At 59.0% G+C, this 18,281-nt stretch carries 18 protein-coding genes; 9 read left to right on the forward strand and 9 right to left on the reverse strand.

The window, feature by feature from the left end:
* Positions 1-401 precede the first annotated feature (401 nt).
* The 3 genes from L1A08_RS18520 (at position 402) to rpsN (ending at position 2,355) form a co-directional block, all read left to right on the forward strand.
* Positions 402-974: a helix-turn-helix domain-containing protein gene (locus L1A08_RS18520; protein WP_390896921.1), complete on the forward strand. Its 573-nt coding sequence runs from the start codon at positions 402-404 to the stop codon at positions 972-974.
* Between the two features lie 230 nt (positions 975-1,204).
* A complete protein-coding gene (locus L1A08_RS18525; protein ID WP_238758012.1) occupies positions 1,205-1,849 on the forward strand; it encodes a histidine phosphatase family protein in 645 nt (214 codons plus the stop codon).
* A 236-nt stretch (positions 1,850-2,085) separates the two neighbouring features.
* A complete protein-coding gene (gene rpsN, locus L1A08_RS18530; RefSeq protein ID WP_238758013.1) occupies positions 2,086-2,355 on the forward strand; it encodes a 30S ribosomal protein S14 in 270 nt (89 codons plus the stop codon).
* A gap of 106 nt (positions 2,356-2,461) precedes the next feature.
* Here the strand turns inward: rpsN and L1A08_RS18535 are convergent, their stop codons facing one another.
* A complete protein-coding gene (locus L1A08_RS18535; protein ID WP_238758014.1) occupies positions 2,462-2,911 on the reverse strand; it encodes a ComEA family DNA-binding protein in 450 nt (149 codons plus the stop codon).
* A gap of 109 nt (positions 2,912-3,020) precedes the next feature.
* Here L1A08_RS18535 and L1A08_RS18540 point away from each other — a divergent pair, with 109 nt between their 5' ends.
* A complete protein-coding gene (locus L1A08_RS18540; protein WP_238758015.1) occupies positions 3,021-4,652 on the forward strand; it encodes a serine/threonine protein kinase in 1,632 nt (543 codons plus the stop codon).
* 162 nt (positions 4,653-4,814) lie between these two features.
* Positions 4,815-5,366 (forward strand): type 1 glutamine amidotransferase domain-containing protein, encoded by a 552-nt coding sequence (locus L1A08_RS18545; RefSeq protein ID WP_238758016.1) that lies wholly within the window; start codon positions 4,815-4,817, stop codon positions 5,364-5,366.
* A gap of 97 nt (positions 5,367-5,463) precedes the next feature.
* On the opposite strand, the gene L1A08_RS18550 is transcribed toward L1A08_RS18545, so the two are convergent.
* Entirely contained in the window at positions 5,464-6,738 is a 1,275-nt protein-coding gene (locus tag L1A08_RS18550; RefSeq protein ID WP_238758017.1) for a PP2C family protein-serine/threonine phosphatase, read from the reverse strand.
* A 143-nt stretch (positions 6,739-6,881) separates the two neighbouring features.
* On the opposite strand from L1A08_RS18550, the gene L1A08_RS18555 reads away from it, so the two are divergent.
* A complete protein-coding gene (locus L1A08_RS18555; RefSeq protein WP_238758018.1) occupies positions 6,882-8,531 on the forward strand; it encodes an MGH1-like glycoside hydrolase domain-containing protein in 1,650 nt (549 codons plus the stop codon).
* Positions 8,528-9,745 (forward strand): glycosyltransferase, encoded by a 1,218-nt coding sequence (locus L1A08_RS18560; RefSeq protein WP_238758019.1) that lies wholly within the window; start codon positions 8,528-8,530, stop codon positions 9,743-9,745. Before L1A08_RS18555 ends, L1A08_RS18560 begins: the two co-directional genes overlap by 4 nt.
* Positions 9,746-10,076: 331 nt before the next feature.
* On the opposite strand, the gene hpnE is transcribed toward L1A08_RS18560, so the two are convergent.
* From hpnE to L1A08_RS18595, 7 genes are all read right to left on the reverse strand, one after another.
* Positions 10,077-11,513, reverse strand: a complete 1,437-nt coding sequence (gene hpnE, locus L1A08_RS18565) for a hydroxysqualene dehydroxylase HpnE (RefSeq protein ID WP_238758020.1) — start codon at positions 11,511-11,513, stop codon at positions 10,077-10,079.
* 32 nt (positions 11,514-11,545) lie between these two features.
* The gene (locus L1A08_RS18570) at positions 11,546-12,058 is read right to left on the reverse strand and encodes a hypothetical protein (protein ID WP_238758021.1); all 513 of its coding nucleotides are present in this window, start codon (positions 12,056-12,058) and stop codon (positions 11,546-11,548) included.
* A gap of 56 nt (positions 12,059-12,114) precedes the next feature.
* The gene (locus L1A08_RS18575) at positions 12,115-12,966 is read right to left on the reverse strand and encodes a hypothetical protein (protein ID WP_238758022.1); all 852 of its coding nucleotides are present in this window, start codon (positions 12,964-12,966) and stop codon (positions 12,115-12,117) included.
* Between the two features lie 5 nt (positions 12,967-12,971).
* Positions 12,972-13,634, reverse strand: a complete 663-nt coding sequence (locus L1A08_RS22875) for a MotA/TolQ/ExbB proton channel family protein (protein WP_238758023.1) — start codon at positions 13,632-13,634, stop codon at positions 12,972-12,974.
* A gap of 190 nt (positions 13,635-13,824) precedes the next feature.
* Positions 13,825-14,541: a methionine biosynthesis protein MetW gene (metW, locus tag L1A08_RS18585; protein ID WP_238758024.1), complete on the reverse strand. Its 717-nt coding sequence runs from the start codon at positions 14,539-14,541 to the stop codon at positions 13,825-13,827.
* A gap of 62 nt (positions 14,542-14,603) precedes the next feature.
* Complete coding sequence (locus tag L1A08_RS18590) at positions 14,604-15,563, reverse strand: serine hydrolase domain-containing protein (RefSeq protein WP_238758025.1); 960 nt, start codon at positions 15,561-15,563, stop codon at positions 14,604-14,606.
* Entirely contained in the window at positions 15,560-15,985 is a 426-nt protein-coding gene (locus L1A08_RS18595) for a hypothetical protein (RefSeq protein WP_238758026.1), read from the reverse strand. The genes L1A08_RS18590 and L1A08_RS18595 overlap by 4 nt, the downstream gene beginning before the upstream one ends.
* A gap of 114 nt (positions 15,986-16,099) precedes the next feature.
* On the opposite strand from L1A08_RS18595, the gene L1A08_RS18600 reads away from it, so the two are divergent.
* A complete protein-coding gene (locus L1A08_RS18600) occupies positions 16,100-17,059 on the forward strand; it encodes a GNAT family N-acetyltransferase (protein WP_238758027.1) in 960 nt (319 codons plus the stop codon).
* Positions 17,060-17,068: 9 nt separating this feature from the next.
* Positions 17,069-18,247, forward strand: a complete 1,179-nt coding sequence (locus L1A08_RS18605) for an amidohydrolase family protein (protein WP_238758028.1) — start codon at positions 17,069-17,071, stop codon at positions 18,245-18,247.
* Positions 18,248-18,281: the final 34 nt, after the last annotated feature.

Below are 18,281 nucleotides of genomic sequence, written 5' to 3' on the forward strand. Positions count from 1 at the left end.
ACAGATGGAATTCTTCGGCGTGGGGATGCTGAAGGGTTCGCGAAGTTCGGTCCTGATCGAACTTTACGTCTGCGGCTGAGTAATGACTGGTTCTGCCGGTCCGTACTGCGGTCGAGGTTGCTTACCAACTCCATGATCGATGGACGAAAGATCGTACGAGCCCACGTACGCAGGTTGTTTCTTTGCGAGAAGAATGCGGGTTTCCGCATTCCGACCGACAGAACACGTGTGAGGCAACACCATCGAGTAATAGACCCTGACCCTGAGAGTACCCCGAATTCATGTCCGGTGGACATTGCCATGGAAACATAGGCACGGACAGCCGACCATCGACAGCGGGGGCTTCCTTTACAGCGGATTGTCTGCTGTAGAGTGGCATAAGTGTGATTGGAGAGCCCGTAATGAGGACAATCTTCACGACTGGACAGGTCGCCAAGATCTGTAAAGTTGCCCCAAGAACCGTTAGCAAATGGTTCGATTCTGGTCGGCTTCGCGGCTATCGAATTCCCGGTTCGCAAGACCGTCGGATTCCCCGCGAACATCTCATCCGCTTCTTGAAAGAGCACGGCATGCCTCTTGGCGAGCTCGAAGACGAAGCGATGGGCAAACTGCTCCTCGTCGGCATCGAAGGTCCGATTCGGACGATGCTCGGCGAAGTGCTTCCCCTGGAGGACTTCAAGCTCGAATCCGCCTCAAGCGGGTTCGAAGCCGGTATCCAGGCGGAATCGCTGCACCCGGACGGAGTCATCATCGACTTCGCCATGGGCCGCAACGAAGCCCTGATGATCGCCCAGAACCTTCGTAAGAACGCAGACTACAACGACACCGTTCTCGTCGGCCTCATCAGCGACGACGACAGTGCCAGCGGTTTCGACCGCACTCTGTTCAACGAAACGTTCCGCAAACCGTTCGACATCGCCCTGCTGGCCGAACGTGTCCGGACGCTCGTGAATCGTAAAAAGACACTCGCCTGATCGTTCCGTTGGAATGACTCCAATCACCAGGTGGGCTGTCAGGTCAGACATTGCGTGTCATGGATGACACGCATGCTTTGACCGGATTCGCTTGAAAAAAGACCCGACCCGCTGTCCGATTTCGATCGGCGGCATGCTAAGGGTTTTTCTTTCTTTTATCCCGGCATATCCTTCCGAAAGAATTCGCCCGTTGTCTCACACAACATCTTTCCGGAAAAGAACGATTGCCGATGCTGCCGCGACCCGATGCCGACTCAACCATCCTGCTCCTGATTCGACATGGTGCGACCGCGGCCAATCTGCAGCGGCCCTACATTCTTCAGGGCCGCACGCTTAACGGACCGCTCAGCGAGACCGGAATTGCTCAGGTCTCGAAAGCTCGCGACTTTCTCCGCAGCTTTCCGATTGACGCCTTCTACTCCAGTCCGATGCTCCGCGCCCGGCAATCCGCCGAAATCATCGCCGAGCCTCACGGGCTGGAGGTGGAATCGATCGAGGACATCGTTGAAGTCCACGTCGGCGACTGGGAGTCGAAGTCCTGGGACATCATCATGAAGGAAGATCCCGAGATCTACGAGAACTTCATGAAGAACCCGGCCGACATCCCTTACAAGAACGGAGAGTCGTACCGCGACGTTCACACCCGCATCGTCCCGGCGTTCAAGCAGCTGGCTGCCGAGAACCTCGGCAAGATGATCGTCGTCGTCGCCCACAACGTCGTCAACCGCGCCCTGCTCTCCGATCTGCTGGCCCTGGACCTGCTGCACGCCAAAGACCTGAAGCAGAACAACGCCTGCATCAACGTCCTGGAGTACAAACAGGACCGCCTGAAAGTAATCACCCTCAACGGCGTGTTTCACCTGGGCGAGATCTGAATCATGGCTGGGATCTCCGTCACTTCCCAGCCGGCCGATGGGCGATTCCGACCGGAAAACCAAGGGAATTCAGGAATTTCGAGCCGCAATGGCCACAGTTCGGTTGACGGTTTTCCCGAAATTGATCATTGTTACTGTTCTGGTCAATTCGATACTGATCACCGTTCCCGGTCTGCGCTGGCAGAGGGGCGCGTAAAACGGTGTTAAATCCATTAGTAGATTTGAGTTAAGACAAGATGGCTTCGAAATCCAAGATTGAAAAACAAAAGCGCAACGCTCTGATGATCGCCAAGTACGCCGAAAAGCGTAAGGAACTCAAGGAAGCCGGCGATTACGAAGCTCTCGCCAAGCTCCCCCGCAGCTCCAGCCGGACGCGCCTCCGCCGTCTGTGCCAGCTGACCGGTCGTCCGCGCGGTAACTACCGCAAGTTCCAGATCTCGCGCATCATGCTGCGGGACATGGCTCTGGACGGACTCATCCCGGGGATGAAGAAATCGAGCTGGTAAACCCGGTTCGCCGCACAAATCACACGAGCACCTCAGCGTCGAGGTGCTTTTTTCGTGCGCGGAGCGAACGCTCGACGCCTCGGCCGAACGATGCGTAAGACGTTTCCTACCGTCCCCGCAACCGTTCCGCTCCGGCTGGTCCCGATCCGATGGTGAGATGAGGAGCGATTCTGGCGTACGTCTTCTCGCCGATGCCTCGGACCTGGCGAATCTGTTCAATCGCGGTGAACGGCCCATGTTCGTCCCGGTAGGCAACAATCCGCTTGCCGAGCACCTCGCCAATGCCTTCGAGCAGCGAAAATTCCAGCCAGTTTGCGGAGTTGAGGTCGACCAGATACGCCAGCTCCCGCGGTTGCTGATGGCGAATCTCGATTTCCTCACGCCCCCACTGGGAAAGCTCGATTTGGCGGATTCCGACCCAGGCCAGCAACAGGGCACAGATCACGGCCACGATTTGCTGATCCGAAGCGTTCAGCCAGAGACGTCCTGCGGCGGGCGCCGGCTCGGTCGTGTTGGAAGTCTCGGTGTCGTGCGGTCCGGGGGGAGCAGCGGTCATCGTTCAGTCTCAAATTGCCGCATCAGATTTTCCTGATTGAAGTTAGCATCGGCGTTGTGCAGAATCAACGCGTGCCATCTTCTCTCTTTCCCTCTGGTCACCGGTAACCATGTCGACATCCGATTCGGAACGTGATCCGCTCGAAGTGCTCTTCAGCACTTACATCGAGCGCTATCGCGCTGGGGAAGCGGTCGACATCTCGTCCTTTGCCGCCGAACATCCGGGTCACGCGAGCGAAATCCGGGATCTGTTCCCCACGCTGGTTGGGCTCGAAGCCGTTCGCGACAACAGGATGTCTCAGACGCAGGAGGTCGACCGCAAGAACATTCAGAGTGGGCTTCAGCTCGGCGATTACCAGTTGCTGCGCGAGATCGGCGTCGGCGGGATGGGGATTGTCTACGAGGCGCTTCAGCTTTCCATGCAGCGAAGGGTCGCGCTCAAGGTGTTGCCTCGCGAGTTCTCACGGCAGCGGGACCGCCGCGAACGGTTCATGCAGGAAGCTCGAACGGTCGCCCGCCTGTCGTACCGGAATATCGTTCCCATTATCGACTTCGGCGAATCGGACGGACGTTGCTTCTTCGCGATGCGCCTCGTCCAGGGCGTCGGGCTCGACTGGATCGTTCAGCGACGAGAGCATGCGGGGAGTCCGATCACCGCGTCAGAAGTCCTGCGACAGTTTCGGCAACAGGGCATTCCGCTGGCCGACGACAAAGAAATGGCAGACGACGACGAAGACAGTCTCGCCTTCGAAATGAACCAGACCAGTGCGAATCGCGCCGAGGGGGAAAAGGTGGCTCCCGGCTGGGTACTACGGCAGGACTCTTGGAAACAGATTGCCCGCATCGGAGTCCAGGCAACCAAGGCCCTTCAGCACGCCCACAATGCCGGCGTGCTGCATCGCGACATCAAACCCGGGAACCTGCTGCTCGATTACGAAGGAATCGTCTGGATCACCGACTTCGGCCTGGCCAAGTCCGAGCACGAGCTCTCGCTGACGGGGGCCAACGACGTCGTCGGCACTTTGCGATACATCTCGCCGGAACGTTTCGATGGCCAGGTCGATCCCCGCAGCGACCTGTATGCACTTGGGTTGAGTTTGATTGAACTGTGCATCAACCGACCGGTCTTCGCCCAGTCGAACCGTCGCGAGCTGATGCGGGCGATCATGGATGGGGAGATCGTTCCCCCGCGAAAGATCAATCCTGACATCCCTGTGAATCTGGAATCGATTCTCCTCAAAACCACGGCTCGGGAACCGGCGCTGCGGTATCAGACGGCCGGCCATCTGCTCGACGATCTTCGCTCGTATGCCCGCGGGCGGGAGATCAAGACAGACCACTCGCTCCCTGCGCCCAAACGGCGAAAAAAGAAGCCCCTGCGGAAAGCCGTGGTCGTGCTGGGGGGCCTCTGCCTGCTGCAGACCATGATGCTGTTGAACTATCGAGCGATCTTTCCTCCCCGGGAACCGACCGCCACCGTGGCCCGGATGTCTGTTGATGTCCTCAATCTGCGACTGCAGAATCTCGACAGCATGTACCGACAGATCACCGGCCGGAAGATCACCGACGACCTCGGTACGGCTCCGCCCTGGCGACAGTTGAGCAGCCGCGATCGCGATCTGTTGCAGTCACTTCTCAATCTCTACCGACAACTGCGGGAAGACTCGAATATGAACAGCTTCCCGCTGCTCGTCGAAGATCTCGACCCTCGCGTCGCCTTGCTGCGATTTCTCTTGACGTGACCCTTTGCCTCGCTGGCATGCTGTTTGCTTCCTATCCCTCCCTGTGAATTCTACCGTCCGTGATCGGAGCCTCCTCGGCTTCGGCCGGGCGTTCATCGCGCAGTTCGGGAGATGGTCTGTCATGGGCCCGACTGCAGGAAGCTGACAGCAGGAGAGCAAACAATGGCTGAACTCAATGGAAAGACGATCGCATTTCTGGCAACAGATGGTTTTGAGCAGGTCGAACTGACAGAGCCTTGGGACGCTCTGAAGAAAGCCGGCGCCAAAGTCGAGCTGATCTCCCTGGAGAAAGGTCAGATTCAGGGCATGAACCATGACGACAAGGCCGACATGTTCGATGTCGACAAGACCGTTGATGAAGTTTCGAGCTCGGATTACGACGGACTCGTGCTCCCCGGCGGGGTGGCCAATCCTGATAAACTCCGAGTGAACGAGAAGGCCGTCGACTTCGTGCGGTCGTTCTTCGTGGAATCAAAACCGGTGGCCGCCATCTGTCATGGTCCGTGGACACTGGCCGAAGCCGATGTCCTTAAAGATCGAACGGTGACCTCGTATCCGAGTATCAAGACTGACCTGATCAATGCCGGTGCCACCTGGGTCGACGAAGAAGTTCATTGCGACAACGGCCTGGTCACCAGCCGCAATCCCGATGACCTGCCCGCCTTCTGCAGCAAGGCCGTCGAGGAGTTCGCGGAAGGTGTCCACGCAGGGTAATCGACGCCCATCGTGCAATTCGGCGATGCCCTTCCGGGGCGCCGCCGATCTACCCACGGCGAGGTTGGCTCCCGGTGTGTCTATTCTCACCGGGTGTCTATCTCACCGTGGCGACGACCAGCGTCCGGTCGTCTGTCGGCGGGTTTCCGCCCGTGTAGTCTTCAACGGCGTCGACAATACTCTGCAGAATATTGTTGGCGTCGGAACGGCAGGAGTGATGGAGCAGGGTATCCAGTCGTGATGTTCCGAAGAGTTCGCCGGCGAGGTTCATCGCTTCGGTAATCCCATCGGTGTAAAGAACGAGCCGATCTCCCGTTGCCAGTTGGAGTTCGGCATGATCGAAGGTGGCCATTTCACTGACCCCGAGAGGCAGTCCCCCGGCGTGATCCAGAATCTCTACCCGCTGTTGAGAGCATCGCCACAATCGCGGCGCATTGTGCCCGGCCGAGGCGTACTTCAGCGTTTGCTTCTCGGGGTTGTAGATGCCATAGAACGCCGTCACGAAAGCTTCAATATCAGCCGTGTACCGGCGGCACAAATGCTGATTGACGAAATCGAGCAGATCAGCCGGTTCGAGTGTTTCATTCGGATACAGGTGAGCGATCGAATGCGTGATCGCCATCATTACGGCAGCAGGCGTGCCATGCCCGCTGACATCGGCTATCAGAAAACCCCAGCTGCCATCCTGCAGCGGAAAGAAATCGTAGTAATCTCCGCCGGCTCGATGCGAAGTCCGGTAATAAGCCGCGAGATCGAGTCCCTGAACTTTCGGCATCTCTCGCGGCAACAACGCCCGCTGGATATTGGAAACGACTTTGAGCTCCCGGTCGATTGTTTCATAGGCCGAGCGAATCTCTTCCCGCAGCACCAGATTGTGGGTCGCCCGGCCGAACAGATTCGCCATCCAGAACGTATCGGGGAATCGCTCCCGATCGAAACCGCCCGGCTTCGCCTGCGTCGAGATCACCATGTTGAGTGCTTCGCCATCGTCGAGCATCGGAATCGCCATCAGCGAGCGTTGCCCCGCCAGATACTCGGCCGCCGGATCATCCGGGGCAAGCTGAAGATCATCAATGATGTGCGGGCGGTTCGAGTAGAGCAGCTCGGCCAGCAGGCCGCCACGGAGCAGGGGGAGGCGGTCCTTTTGCTTCCACGGGTTCACTTCATCGGCCCATTCGCTGTATCGGGTAATGCGGAACTCCGGACTGGCCAGTTCCCGCCGGCTCAAGGAGATGCGTCGCGACACCGGGAACAGCTTGGAGATTCTCGCTCCGTACGCCCGCACCATCGCCTGTGCTTCCTTCTGTCGACTCATTTCGTGCATCAGGGCGTAGACTTCTTCGAGTCGTTCTTCCCAGGTCGCATTTGTCATGGCAGGAATCTCACTGACGGAGCAGATTGGATACAGACATCTTCGGCTCACCCGCGACTTCGAGGCCTTCGCGAGAAAGATGGGCACGGTTCGCGATATACTGGACGAACACATCCTCAGCTGTTCGGAGTCGGAACGGTCTTATGATACAGGAGCTGCTGAAGAAAACGAGATTCCAGACGCGACAGGTGGCCCGTTTCGCGTCCCGCTACCAGCGGGCGGCTCGATACGGACTCGATCTGGTGCTCTGGTCGCGTCTGCTCAGCAAGCGTCGAGCCCCGATTCCGATCGATCTGCCGCTGGGACTGCTGGCCGAAAAAAATGTGTTCGTCGATGCCCCGACTCTCTTCGTCGCCGACGCCGCCAATCAGTGGACACACTGGGACGAGGGCTTTCGCGGCGTCAACGCGAGCCTCTTCCTGAACCTGCAGAAGCCGGATGTCATCTCCGAGATCCGTTACGCTCACCCGGCTCCCAGCTTCAACGGGATCTATCTCTGGGACTCCGCCTTCATTGCTCAGATCTGGAAATACTGGGACCAGCAGGTTGCCTTCGATGTGAATCGAGCTGTGCTCGCTCAGCAGAAAGACGGGCGGCTGCCTCATGTGGTCGCCTCGTTTACCGAATCGATTTTCACCCAGCCCCCAGTGATGGGCTGGTCGATGGAACAGCTCCTTCATCTTGCCGCCGATCTGCCCGAAGATCAGTACGTTGACCATATCTATGAGCCTCTGGTTCGCTATCACGAATGGCTTTACGCCCATCGCTGCCACGAGAACGGCTTGTTCTTCTGGGCACATCCCTACGAATCCGGCATCGATAACTCGCCGCGATTCAGCTCGCGGGATGAATCGGTCTTCGCCGATACGCGGCAGATGGTCTCGCCCGATTTCTCGGCCTATGTCGTTCTGCAGAGTGAAGCACTGGCGACGATGGCCGATCGACTCGGCCTGCAGACGGAAGCCGATCAGTTTCGCGATCAGCGCGACTCGCTCCGCGAAGTGATGAATCGATTGCTCTGGGATGAAGCCGACGGCTTCTACTACGACCTCGATCTGAAGACCGACTCGTTCATTCGCAGCACGACCATCGCGGGTCTACTCCCGTTGTGGGCCGGAGTGCCGGATTCGTCTCAGGCAAAACGGCTGCGACAACGAATCATGGATCCGGAGCAATTCAACACGCTGATCCCGTTGCCCTCTGTGGCGCGAAACGATGAGAACTTCGCCAAGGACATGTGGTGCGGCCCGGTCTGGATTAACACCGCGTACGCCGTCATCTGTGGCTTGAGGCGGTATGGATTCGATGCCGAGGCGGCTGATCTGAGTTTTCGGCTCTGTGATGGTGTCTATCGAACTTACGACAATTTGAAGAAGCTTTACGAGTTTTACGATCCCGACCGAAACGATCTCAAAGAGCTGCAGCGGAAGCAGGGGAATCGCTTCAAATACATCACGCTCGGCTCGAAACCGGTGACGGAGTTCGTCGGCTGGACCGGACTGGTAAATACCCTCGTGATCGAACAGTTGATGGGGCTTAGCTTCGAGCACGGCGAGCTGTCGCTGTCGCCGAACTTCCCGCCCAACGCCGCGAACGCCAGCTATCATCTGAAACTTCCACAGCTGCATACCGCGATTTCAGTCGACGTCGGCGAGAACGGGGCAACCCGCTGTGCCGTTCGACAAAAGACCGCCCCTGCCTACTTTGAGCTCGCCGCCGGCGAGACATGGCAGGCCTCCGGAGAAAGAATCATTCCCAGGTCCGACAATCGGGAACAGAAAGTCCATCCATGAAATTCTGCGATATCACAATCTCCTACAACGAAAAGAGCGGCGGCATTCGCACCTATGTCGATGAGAAACGCCGGTATCTCCTTGAGAACACCAATCACGAGCACGTGCTCATCGTGCCGGATGATCACGATCACTACGAACACCATGAAGCCGGCAGCATCTATTATGTCGCGAGTCCGCTCATTCCCGGTCACGCACCTTATCGTTCGTTCTGGCGGCCCGGTCCGATCGCGAAGATCTTCGAAGAAGTCCAGCCCGATGTGATTGAACTCGGCAGCTTCTATGTCAGCCCCTGGCCGACGTTCCGCTTTCGGGATCATCAGCGGAAGCTCGGCAAGAACATCTGCGTCGGCGGCTACTTTCACACCGACGTCGCCCGCGTTCTGGTTTCGGGGCCGCTGGAGCATTCGGTTTCTTCGGTAGTGGGCGACTGGAGTCCATTGCTGGCAAAGATCGGCTATGAGTTCACACATGCACTCGCGTCCGGCGTCGAGAGTTACATCCGTTCGGTCTTTGAACACTGCGACGCTCGCTTCGCGGCCTCCCAGCAGCAGGCCGAGCGGCTCGAAGAGTATGGCGTCGATCACGTTGAGGTTGTGCCACTCGGCGTCGATCTCGAGCAGTTCCGACCCGACCGCAGAAGCCAGAAAGTCCGCGATCGATTTCAGGCGGGACCGGACGATGTGATTCTGATTTACGGTGGCCGTCTCAATGAGGAGAAGGACGCCCTGCTGCTGCTCAAGGCGTATCAGTCGCTCCCGAATGACTCGAAGACCCATCTGGTCATCCTCGGCGAAGGGCCGTTGCGGGAGGATCTCGAAGAAGGGAGTCAGGATCTGCCCCGGGTGCATCTGCTCGATTACGAGTCTGACACCGAACGTTACGCAGCGTTGCTGGCCTCAGCGGATATCTATGTGACTGCCGGACCCTATGAAACGTTCGGGCTGTCAGTCGCCGAAGCTCAGGCTGCCGGCCTGCCGGTTGTCGGAGTCAACTCGGGGGCTTTGACGGAGCGGGTCCACGATGAAATCGGCCGACTCGTGAAGCCTCATGATGCGAAAGCGTTTGCCCAGGCGATTGTCGAGGTGAGCGAACAGCGAGAAGCCATGAGCGAACGGGCACATCAGTACGCGCAAGCCAACTACAGCTGGCAGAAAACGTTCGACCAGCTCATCGGCATCTACGAATCGAAATTCCCCGCCCGCAAATATTGAGGATGGACGCAGGCTGGAAAAGACGCAGCCGTATTCCATACGCATCACGTTTAGATCGGACGGGTGGCCCGTCCGCCTCTGCGGTCGGGTCGCGCCCGCGACAAGAGGCTGCGCCATCCGCGTCTTGTCTGGTGAAATCAGACGGTCTCGAAGAAATCTCATCCATGGCGCGTCCTCTTGTGACTTCGTCACCCGCCCGTGACGGACGGGCCACCCGTCGTATCTCAACCTGGCGCCGATGAGATAGACGCAGCGTATCCCGGCAAATGGACGTTCGTCGCAGAACCGACAAGATCTATCAGAAGCGAAGCCCCGGTTGATTCAACCGCGCCTACCCGCCCATCCAGCGAACGAGTGGCGACATCGGCAACTCGGGCGCGAGCAGCGGCTCCTTCACGGTGATCCCCGCGTCTTCGAGAATCGCCTCGGCTGCCAGAAAACCGCTGCGGACGGCTCCTTCCATCGTGGCTGGCCAGCCGGTGCGGGTCCAGTCGCCGGCGAGGTAGAAGTTCGGAATCGATGTCCGCTGTGGCGGGCGAAGTTCATCGATGCCGGGAATCACCGAGAAGACGGCTCGGTGCTCGGTAATCGCCCGTGAGTGCAGCAGCTCGGCTGACTTCGCTTTCGGCCAGATCTCTTCGATTTCCCGGCGGACCGCAGTTACGAGTTCCTCCTGGTTCATCGGCGTCTGGCCATCGGGTTTGATTCGCAATGGAGCCGAGTTGCTGATCACAATTTGATACGCGTATCGTCCCGGCATGCTGTTCGTTTCCAGAATCGCCGTCCGGTTGAACATCCACTGGCTGAGCCGATCGACCAGCACCGCGTGCCGCAGTTCGGTGATCGGGCGGTCGTACCAGAGATGCACACTGGTGATTGCGGCGGCTTCGATTTCATCGGCTCGGGAAAGAAGAGGAGCGCTTTTCAAAGGATCGGGCAGCACGTTCGAGACACGATCAAAGGGCACGGCACAAAGCCAGGCGTCGCCTGTCACGGCTGTCTGATCGGCCAGTTTCGCGGCGGAGATACGAACCGCATTGTTTGCGTCTCGTTCACACTCGAATTCGCGCACGGAGGCTCGCAGCCGAACTTCCGTGCCATGGTCAGTCAGCCATCTCGCAAGGGCGTGATCGTAGAACTCGCCGAGCGGTCGTGTGAGCAGCTGAACTTTCCAGCCGTCCCGGTTGGCGAGGAATCCCTGCACGAAGACCTGCCGGGCGTAACTGTACTCCACTCGAGTAACATCTTCGCTGAGCGCGCTGACGATGACCACGTTCCAGAACCGGTCCATCAACAGCTGCGACTGCTTCTGCTCCCGCAGAAAGTCGATGAACAGCCGCGGCTCCTGCGGGGCAGTTCGCAACATGGCTCGCAGAGCCCGGCCGAGCGAGAGCTTATCTTTGAACGGCAGATAGCTAAGCCGCGCGAAGCTTCCCGCCAGATGAGCGGGGGCGGGCAGGGGACCGTTGCGGAAGCGGTTGATCCGCCCATCGCGACCGATGAACTGCAGCTGCTGTTCGGTCCGCAGCCAGTCGCGTGTGTCGGTCCATTCGCACAGCCGCTGAAAGTTGACGCAGCACCCCATGTTGACGTGCTGGCAATTGTCGATCGCCTCGCCGGTCGTCTTGTCGATAATCGACGTCGCCCGTCCACCGAGGCGGGGACGCGATTCGAGCAGTGTGACGCGAACCCCGTGCCGCGTTAAGGCCACCGCAGCCGCCAGCCCGGCCAGTCCTCCTCCGGCGATGACAACGTGCGGCTGAGACATTCCGTGTTTCTTGGTCAATCCGTCGGGCAGATCTACTTCAGGTCGATAACTCGCTGTTCGAAGAGGATGGCGTTATCGGAGAGGCCGGTTTCTTTCAGTGCTTTGATCAACTCGTTTTCCGCGGAGGGCAATGCCGAACCGGCATGGAAGATCCGGGCCCGCAACCCCTGGGAATTCCCGGTCGTTTCTTTCGCCCTGGCGAGAACCTCCTCCAGCGTGATTGGTTCCACGATTTCCGGAGTGGTGTCGTTCGTGGCCCAGACGTATCCCTTCCCGACCACGACGATGGTGATCACTTCCGAAATGTCGGGGTAAGACTTCTCGCTCTCTGGAGGCGTCGGCAGCATGGACGCCTGCGGAGTGGACGTCGCCACCGCATCGCGCATCGCCTGTTCCGACTGATCCGGAGACCCGTTGTCCAATGGCCCGGGGCCGCCGCCCGTGCCGAAGTCGAGCCCGAACTGGCTCAGCATGAACGCCAGAATCCCTGTGACGACCACCCCGCCGGTCACGGCAACTCTGCGACCTGTTTTTCCCATCATCATGACGCACCTCGTCTGTTTCTGTTCGATCGGCTCAGCGAGTTGGTCCGCTTATCCGCTCAGGGTTGACTCTCGTTCTTCTCCGGCAAGTATCCCACCACAGCATACTCGAATCGTGTTCGCCCGTCGGCATCAGCTCGCATCCGGTCGGTCACTTGAGGCAAAGCTGTCAGCACATTCTGCCGGGTTGCAGCCGGGACTTCTCCGTAGCTCACGAGCATCACAACCAGTCCCTTCGCCTGTGGCAGCGACTTATAAAGATTGAAAAGCTGCTGCTGGAAGTCGTCGCTGGACGTTGGTCTCAGGGAGTACTCTTCCTCGCCGATCTGAATCTCGACCACTTCCTGAGGCGTGATATGAATGTTCCAGATGTCGCAGCGTTTGCGGATCTCTTCATAGGCGAGCAGGAAGGTCGCCAGGTCGCGCGGCTCGGAGTCTTCGATCTCGCTGGCGAGTTCTTCCACGTTCTGCGGCGAGACCGGTTGCGGCATCACCCCGGCTGCGGCGAGCGCTTCGAGCAAATTTCTGATCTCTTCCGAAGACGCGGCGTAGGCGCGCTGCAGAGCGGATACGATGCGATCCCGCTGGCGACTCACATCGTCCAGTCGCTGATTGAGTTCCTGCCGTTCGGCGGACGATTCCGCGCGTTGTTTTTCGAGAGCCGTCTCACTGCTGGCCAGATCGGTCTCGGCCTGGAAGCGATGCTGCTGGACCAGCTCAAGAACCTGATTGGTCTCCGCCAGTTCCGCCTGAGTCTGTCGCAGCTGGTATTCCAGAGCCACGGCCCGGTCATCCCGCTGCGATGTGACGGCCTTCGTCTGCTGCTCCATCTCCAGATACTGAGCGAAGATCACGATCAGTAACAGATCGAGCAGAGGGGTCAACTGAAGTGACAGGCGTCGAGCTCCCATCCCGGTCACCCCGCAGCCGTTTCAGAGGGAGGCGTCTTTGAATCGGAAATCCGACTCTTTACAGCCGAGACCATTGATCGCATATGGGCTCGGGCTTCATTCAACCGGTGAAAGCTCGGCTCCAGCAGACTGTTCACCAGTAGCAGCACGAGGCCCGCGGTCAGTCCGGCAAACGTCGACCAGATCGCATCGCCGAAACGCGCCACGATAATCGAGACCGTATCGGCTTCCGCGCCGCCGGACACGTTCAGAGCGGCTCCAATCGAAATGATTGTCCCCAGTACCCCGGCGAGCGGATAGGCTTCGATCATCACGCGGGCGGAGTTGGCGATGGTCTCGAAACGCAGGGCGTGCAGATAGCGGCGTTTTTCGTCGAGCAGACTGAGCCGATTGCGGAGCATCTGCCGCTCCTGAACGCGGCTCGGATCGTTGAGGACGTCTTCGACATCGGCGATGAAGGCTTCCATCTGGTCGGTCAGATGAGCGGTCGGGTCAAGGACACTGCGTTGCCGCAAATCGCGAGTGTAGTCCTGCAGCGTACCGGCAAGGACCCGCATGTCCCGCTTCGACCACGCGACGAGCAAGGCGAAGACCGCCAGATGCAGGCAGGCCGCCACGGTGATGATCGATGTTGAGAGTTCCGCGATCGCGGAGAGAATGTTATCCACGCCGTGCCTCTACAGAAGTCAGTTCAGGTAGGGCCAATTTCCTACGGGCCGAATGGAAGGCGTTGCGACGCCTCGAAACGCCCGCAGGCAGCCGGGCCCGTCGCACTGCCGGGCAAGCCAGCAGTGGCACACGTGTTGATGGTCCGCCTTGCGCCTACGCGGCTTCAGAAAGCCTTTCCCGATTGTAATCTCATGCCCCGTCGGCAGAAGAGGATTCCTCGGAAACCTTGCGTTCGAGGATATATAAAACGGTGCGGGCCCTTAAATTGGCCCAGGTGGCACGAGCGACACTCCGCTCCCCGATAATCGGCAGTTCCTTCACAATCTGAAAAGTCCCTCGCTTCTCGAGATCCCGAAAATCCTCCATCGACATCAGATGCAGGTTCGGCGTGTTGTGCCATTCATAGGGAAGTTCTTCGGTTACCGGGGCACGTCCGAACAGGAGCACCTGCAGGCGGATCTTCCAGTACGCGAAGTTCGGCACCACGACGAGCACGCGACGGGCAACGCGGAGAATGTTCTCCAGCAGTTCGACCGGATACCGCAACTGCTGCAGTGTCTGGCTGAGCACGGCGAAGTCGAAACTGTCGTCCGGCAGATACTGCAGACCTTCATCGAGGTCGCCCCGCAACACGGGGAGCCCTTTTTTCAGGGCCGCGAGAAATTCTTCTTCGTCCAGCTCAATCCCCTGGACACTGCAGTGCATGTCGTCCCGGAGCAGTTTGAGCAGACGTCCGTCGCCGCAACCCAGGTCGATCACTCTGCTCCCCGGCGGGATTTCCCGCTTGATAATTTCATCGGTAATCGTCGCCGAGGGATCGCGCATGCAGTACCGCTGAGGCCGGATTCTCAGCCGCCCTTCCTGCTGCGTGGAGTTCTTCGGTGTCGTTTTCGATGTCAGTCGCATGGGTGTCGTGGGAATAATTCTGTCAGGATGTTCGAGGCGGCGTTACGCTTTCGCCGTCTATTCTAGGGGAGAATCGCCGGGGGAAGTGCCAGTTTCAGGAATTCGACCTCAGCGTAGCGTTTCGATTCGGCCTCAGCAAACTGCACGATCACGACCTTGAGCGAGGGAACGATGTACAGTTTCTGCTTACCGGCTCCAGCCGCCATCACCAGATCGGCAGGCCCTTTCCCGGTATTGTTCAACCAGAAGGTGATCCCATATCGGGACTGAGCCTCACTGGGCTGGAAGCATTCTCTCAGCAGTGCTTCATCGAGAATCTGCCTGCCTTCATGCTTTCCAAGATTGCAGATCAGCTGTCCGTATTTCGCCCACTCGCGAGCTTTAAGAGACATCCCGGACGGCAGATGCGGATTCCCCTCGACATCGGTCCGCCAGGCATCGACTTTCATGCCGATTGGATCGAGCACTTTCTGCTTCAGGTACTCCTCTGGCGAGAGGGCTTGCGGCTCCAGTTTCCGTCGCATGAACTCACCGAAGATCTGGAAAGGAACCGGCCCATAGGCAAAGCGGCGTCCGGGGCGATTGCGCAGCTCGGCTTCGACCGCGCTGGCATACGAAGGGACGCGGCCGGTCGGGCCAGGATCAATTCCGCTCGTGAGCGAAAGTAGCTGCCGCACTGTGATTTCCGAGCGGGGATCGCTTTTCCATTCCGTGATCGTGTCGGACACCTTGTCATCGAATTCGAGCAGGCCGTCCTGAATTCCGACAATAGCCATTGCCGCCGAGAAGCTCTTCGTGCCGCTCGCCAGACGATGAGGTTTGTCGGCCGACCAGCCATTCAGATAAATTTCGGCAACAAGTTTCCCGTCGCGATAGACCAGAAAGGCGTGTCCATCGCGTGCTTCCAGATAGTCCACAGCTGGCTGGAAGCGAGCCGGGATGCCCGGAAATTGTTCTTCGGCCAGCGACACTGCTGTCAGGAAGACTGCGATGATCATGACAGCAGGAACAGTCCGATTCATTGGGCACCTTGAGTACGGTCGTTTTTGAGAAGCCCGGCTGAAGACGCGAACAGCTGCTCGCGACGTCGGGAGTCCTGCGGGTTGTCGTCGAGCTCCGCAGCGGCCGCGGTGAGTTCCGCGAAGGTGGCTTCGCAATAGGCACAGCGAACGGTCTTCAGGTGGAAGGAAACGTAGTCGGCCCGTTGTCGCTCGAGGGCCCGCATCAGATAAAGCCCGAGTTCGGAACGTGTCGGACAGCTGAGACGTTCGTGCCGCCAGATCTCCCCCACGGAGAGAGCACCGGAATCCCGCTGGTCGAGCACATTCTGCAACCGTTCCCGCAGAGCCGCGTCGTCCCGCAACCGGGCTTCCAGCTGAGCGGCCGCGTCGACAGGCAGGAGTTCATCGGCGTAGGCCAGCAGGTCTTCGTCCGAGGTGCTCATGATTTGCCTACTGTTCCCTCCGGAGTTATGATCGGATTTTCACTCTGGACCCGAAGAGTCGCTTCGCGTACGGTCCGATCCGTTCTGGTTGCGTTACCGCCTGTTGAACATTGCATGCCTGAAGTCCAGATCCGTACATTTCGGAACTTCGACCCGCCGCATCTGGTAAGACTCTGGAACACAGCTTACCAATCCCGTGGCGTCGCTGCTCCAATCAGTCCCGATATTTTCGATATCGCGGTGCTGGCGGTCCCGTTCTTCGATCCCGCCGGATTGATCGTCGCCGAGATCAACGACGAACTGGTCGGCTTCGCCCATGTCGGCTTCTGTGTGAACGAAGCTCACACCGCCCTGGATCATTCCCAGGCCGTACTTTGCACGATCGTGGTCGATCCGGATCATCGGCACGAAGACATTGGCACCCGACTGCTGGAGCAGGCTCGCAACTATGCTCGCGGCAAAGGAGCCGAGGTCCTCTTCGCGGGACCTTCGCCGGAACGCGACCCCTTCTACAACGGCATTTACGGCGGCAGTCGTCCTTCCGGGTTTCTGGAAAGCCAGCCATCACTCATTGAATTCCTGACCGCCAGTGGATTCGAGCCGGTCGAGCAGCATGGGGTCTTTCAGAAGGATCTGACCACGACCCGCGAACCGATCAACCTGAAGCTCGTCGCAATTCGCCGCCGCATGGAACTTCAGCTGGGTGAAGATCATCGCATTGAAGACTGGTGGTGGGCGGCCCGCCTCGGTCGATATGAACTGCTGCGGTTCGACCTCGTTCCCCGCAACCAGCTACAGGCCGTGGCGTCGATCACGGTGCTTGGCCTCGACTTCTTCGTCAGCAACTGGAATCACCGAGCCGTCGGCATGCTCGATCTGATCGTTGCCGAAGAGGAGCGACGGAAAGGTTACGGCCAGTCGCTGCTCATTGAAGTCGGTCGCCGCCTGAAAGACGAGATGATCACTCTGCTGGAGATTCATGCTCCGCTGCAGCAGGCCGAGATGGTAAAGCTGATCACCGGAGCCGGGTTCACGCAGGTTGATACCGGCGTCGTGTTCCGACAGGATCTGTAAGCCGTTCCCATGGTGGATTCGTTCTCGCTGTTCGTCTCTCTGGCGTGGCTCGGCCCGGAACGGGGGCTGCTTCGAGATGTCTCCCTTCGCATTGAAGACGGGCAAATTGCTTCCATCGTTCCGGACTCTCGTCCCGAACCGAATTCAGAACAACGCTCCGCGCTGATTCCGCCGCTGGTAAACGCGCACTGTCATCTTGAGTTCAGCCATCTCGAAGAACCGCTCCAGCCTGCTCATCCCTTTCAGAGCTGGATCGGTCGGACCGTGCAGACACGACGTGAGAATGCCGACCCGGCCCGTTCGATCAAAACGGGACTCGATGAAGCCGCCAGATGCGGAGTTCATCGAGTGGCCGACATCGCAACGCAAACGCTCGACAGTTATCCGGCCCGAAAGTCCACTGACGTCGCCGCATGCCTCTTTCGAGAACTCATTGGCGTGCAACCGGAGTCGATTGCCTCACAACGGCAATTGCTCGATGAGTTTTTGACCGCGGATACCGAATGGGCCAGAGGAATCAGTCCGCATGCGCCGTACTCGGTGCATCCCGATCTGCTGGAATACGCGATCGACAAAGCCGTGGAGCATCAATTGCCGGTCACGATGCATCTGGCGGAGACGCGAAGCGAACTGGAGTTTCTCCGGGACGGAACCGGCGACTTCGTCGACATGCTGACGCGCTTCGGGATCTGGAGTGGACCATTCTATCCGCCGGAAACCCGTCCGCTCGATCTGATGAAGCGGCTCGCTTCCGCTCCGCGGGTTCTACTGGCGCACTGCAACTATTTGAGTGAGGACGAGATCGAGTACCTCGCCGCCCATCCTCAAATGGCTGCGATTTACTGCCCACGAACGCACGCCTTCTTCAAGCACGACCCGCACCCCTGGCAGAAGCTGCTGGAGCAGGGGGCCCAAGTCGCCCTGGGCACCGACGGGCGAGGCTCCTCGCCGGACCTTTCCATCTGGAACGAGATCCTGTTTCTGGCGGAGCGTTTCCCGGACGTCGACCCCGCTTTGCTGTTGAGTCTGGGGACGACACGCGGAGCAGCAGCGATGGGCTGGGACTGGACGTTCGAAGTCGGTCAGCCCGCGCGCTTCACGCTGCTCGATGCAGACGGACCGCCAGAAAGTCTGAGCCAGTTGCTGAGCGACCACGTTCGACCGATCGCACTAAGAAGATCGCACTGAGATAATCTCACGGCGACACTCTCACGGCGATAAA

Origin of the sequence: Rubinisphaera margarita, assembly GCF_022267515.1 — a bacterium.
Lineage (GTDB): Bacteria > Planctomycetota > Planctomycetia > Planctomycetales > Planctomycetaceae > Rubinisphaera > Rubinisphaera margarita.

Coding starts and splice junctions, on each gene's coding strand:
- L1A08_RS18605 (WP_238758028.1), top strand. CDS start 17,069: ATGGTGGATTCGTTCTCGCTGTTCGTCTCTCTGGCGTGGCTCGGCCCG.
- L1A08_RS18560 (WP_238758019.1), top strand. CDS start 8,528: ATGAAATTCTGCGATATCACAATCTCCTACAACGAAAAGAGCGGCGGC.
- hpnE (WP_238758020.1), bottom strand. CDS start 11,513: ATGTCTCAGCCGCACGTTGTCATCGCCGGAGGAGGACTGGCCGGGCTG.
- L1A08_RS18550 (WP_238758017.1), bottom strand. CDS start 6,738: ATGACAAATGCGACCTGGGAAGAACGACTCGAAGAAGTCTACGCCCTG.
- metW (WP_238758024.1), bottom strand. CDS start 14,541: ATGCGACTGACATCGAAAACGACACCGAAGAACTCCACGCAGCAGGAA.
- L1A08_RS18595 (WP_238758026.1), bottom strand. CDS start 15,985: ATGAGCACCTCGGACGAAGACCTGCTGGCCTACGCCGATGAACTCCTG.
- L1A08_RS18525 (WP_238758012.1), top strand. CDS start 1,205: ATGCTGCCGCGACCCGATGCCGACTCAACCATCCTGCTCCTGATTCGA.
- L1A08_RS18535 (WP_238758014.1), bottom strand. CDS start 2,911: ATGACCGCTGCTCCCCCCGGACCGCACGACACCGAGACTTCCAACACG.
- rpsN (WP_238758013.1), top strand. CDS start 2,086: ATGGCTTCGAAATCCAAGATTGAAAAACAAAAGCGCAACGCTCTGATG.
- L1A08_RS18545 (WP_238758016.1), top strand. CDS start 4,815: ATGGCTGAACTCAATGGAAAGACGATCGCATTTCTGGCAACAGATGGT.
- L1A08_RS18570 (WP_238758021.1), bottom strand. CDS start 12,058: ATGATGATGGGAAAAACAGGTCGCAGAGTTGCCGTGACCGGCGGGGTG.
- L1A08_RS18600 (WP_238758027.1), top strand. CDS start 16,100: ATGCCTGAAGTCCAGATCCGTACATTTCGGAACTTCGACCCGCCGCAT.
- L1A08_RS18520 (WP_390896921.1), top strand. CDS start 402: ATGAGGACAATCTTCACGACTGGACAGGTCGCCAAGATCTGTAAAGTT.
- L1A08_RS18575 (WP_238758022.1), bottom strand. CDS start 12,966: ATGGGAGCTCGACGCCTGTCACTTCAGTTGACCCCTCTGCTCGATCTG.
- L1A08_RS18540 (WP_238758015.1), top strand. CDS start 3,021: ATGTCGACATCCGATTCGGAACGTGATCCGCTCGAAGTGCTCTTCAGC.
- L1A08_RS18555 (WP_238758018.1), top strand. CDS start 6,882: ATGATACAGGAGCTGCTGAAGAAAACGAGATTCCAGACGCGACAGGTG.
- L1A08_RS18590 (WP_238758025.1), bottom strand. CDS start 15,563: ATGAATCGGACTGTTCCTGCTGTCATGATCATCGCAGTCTTCCTGACA.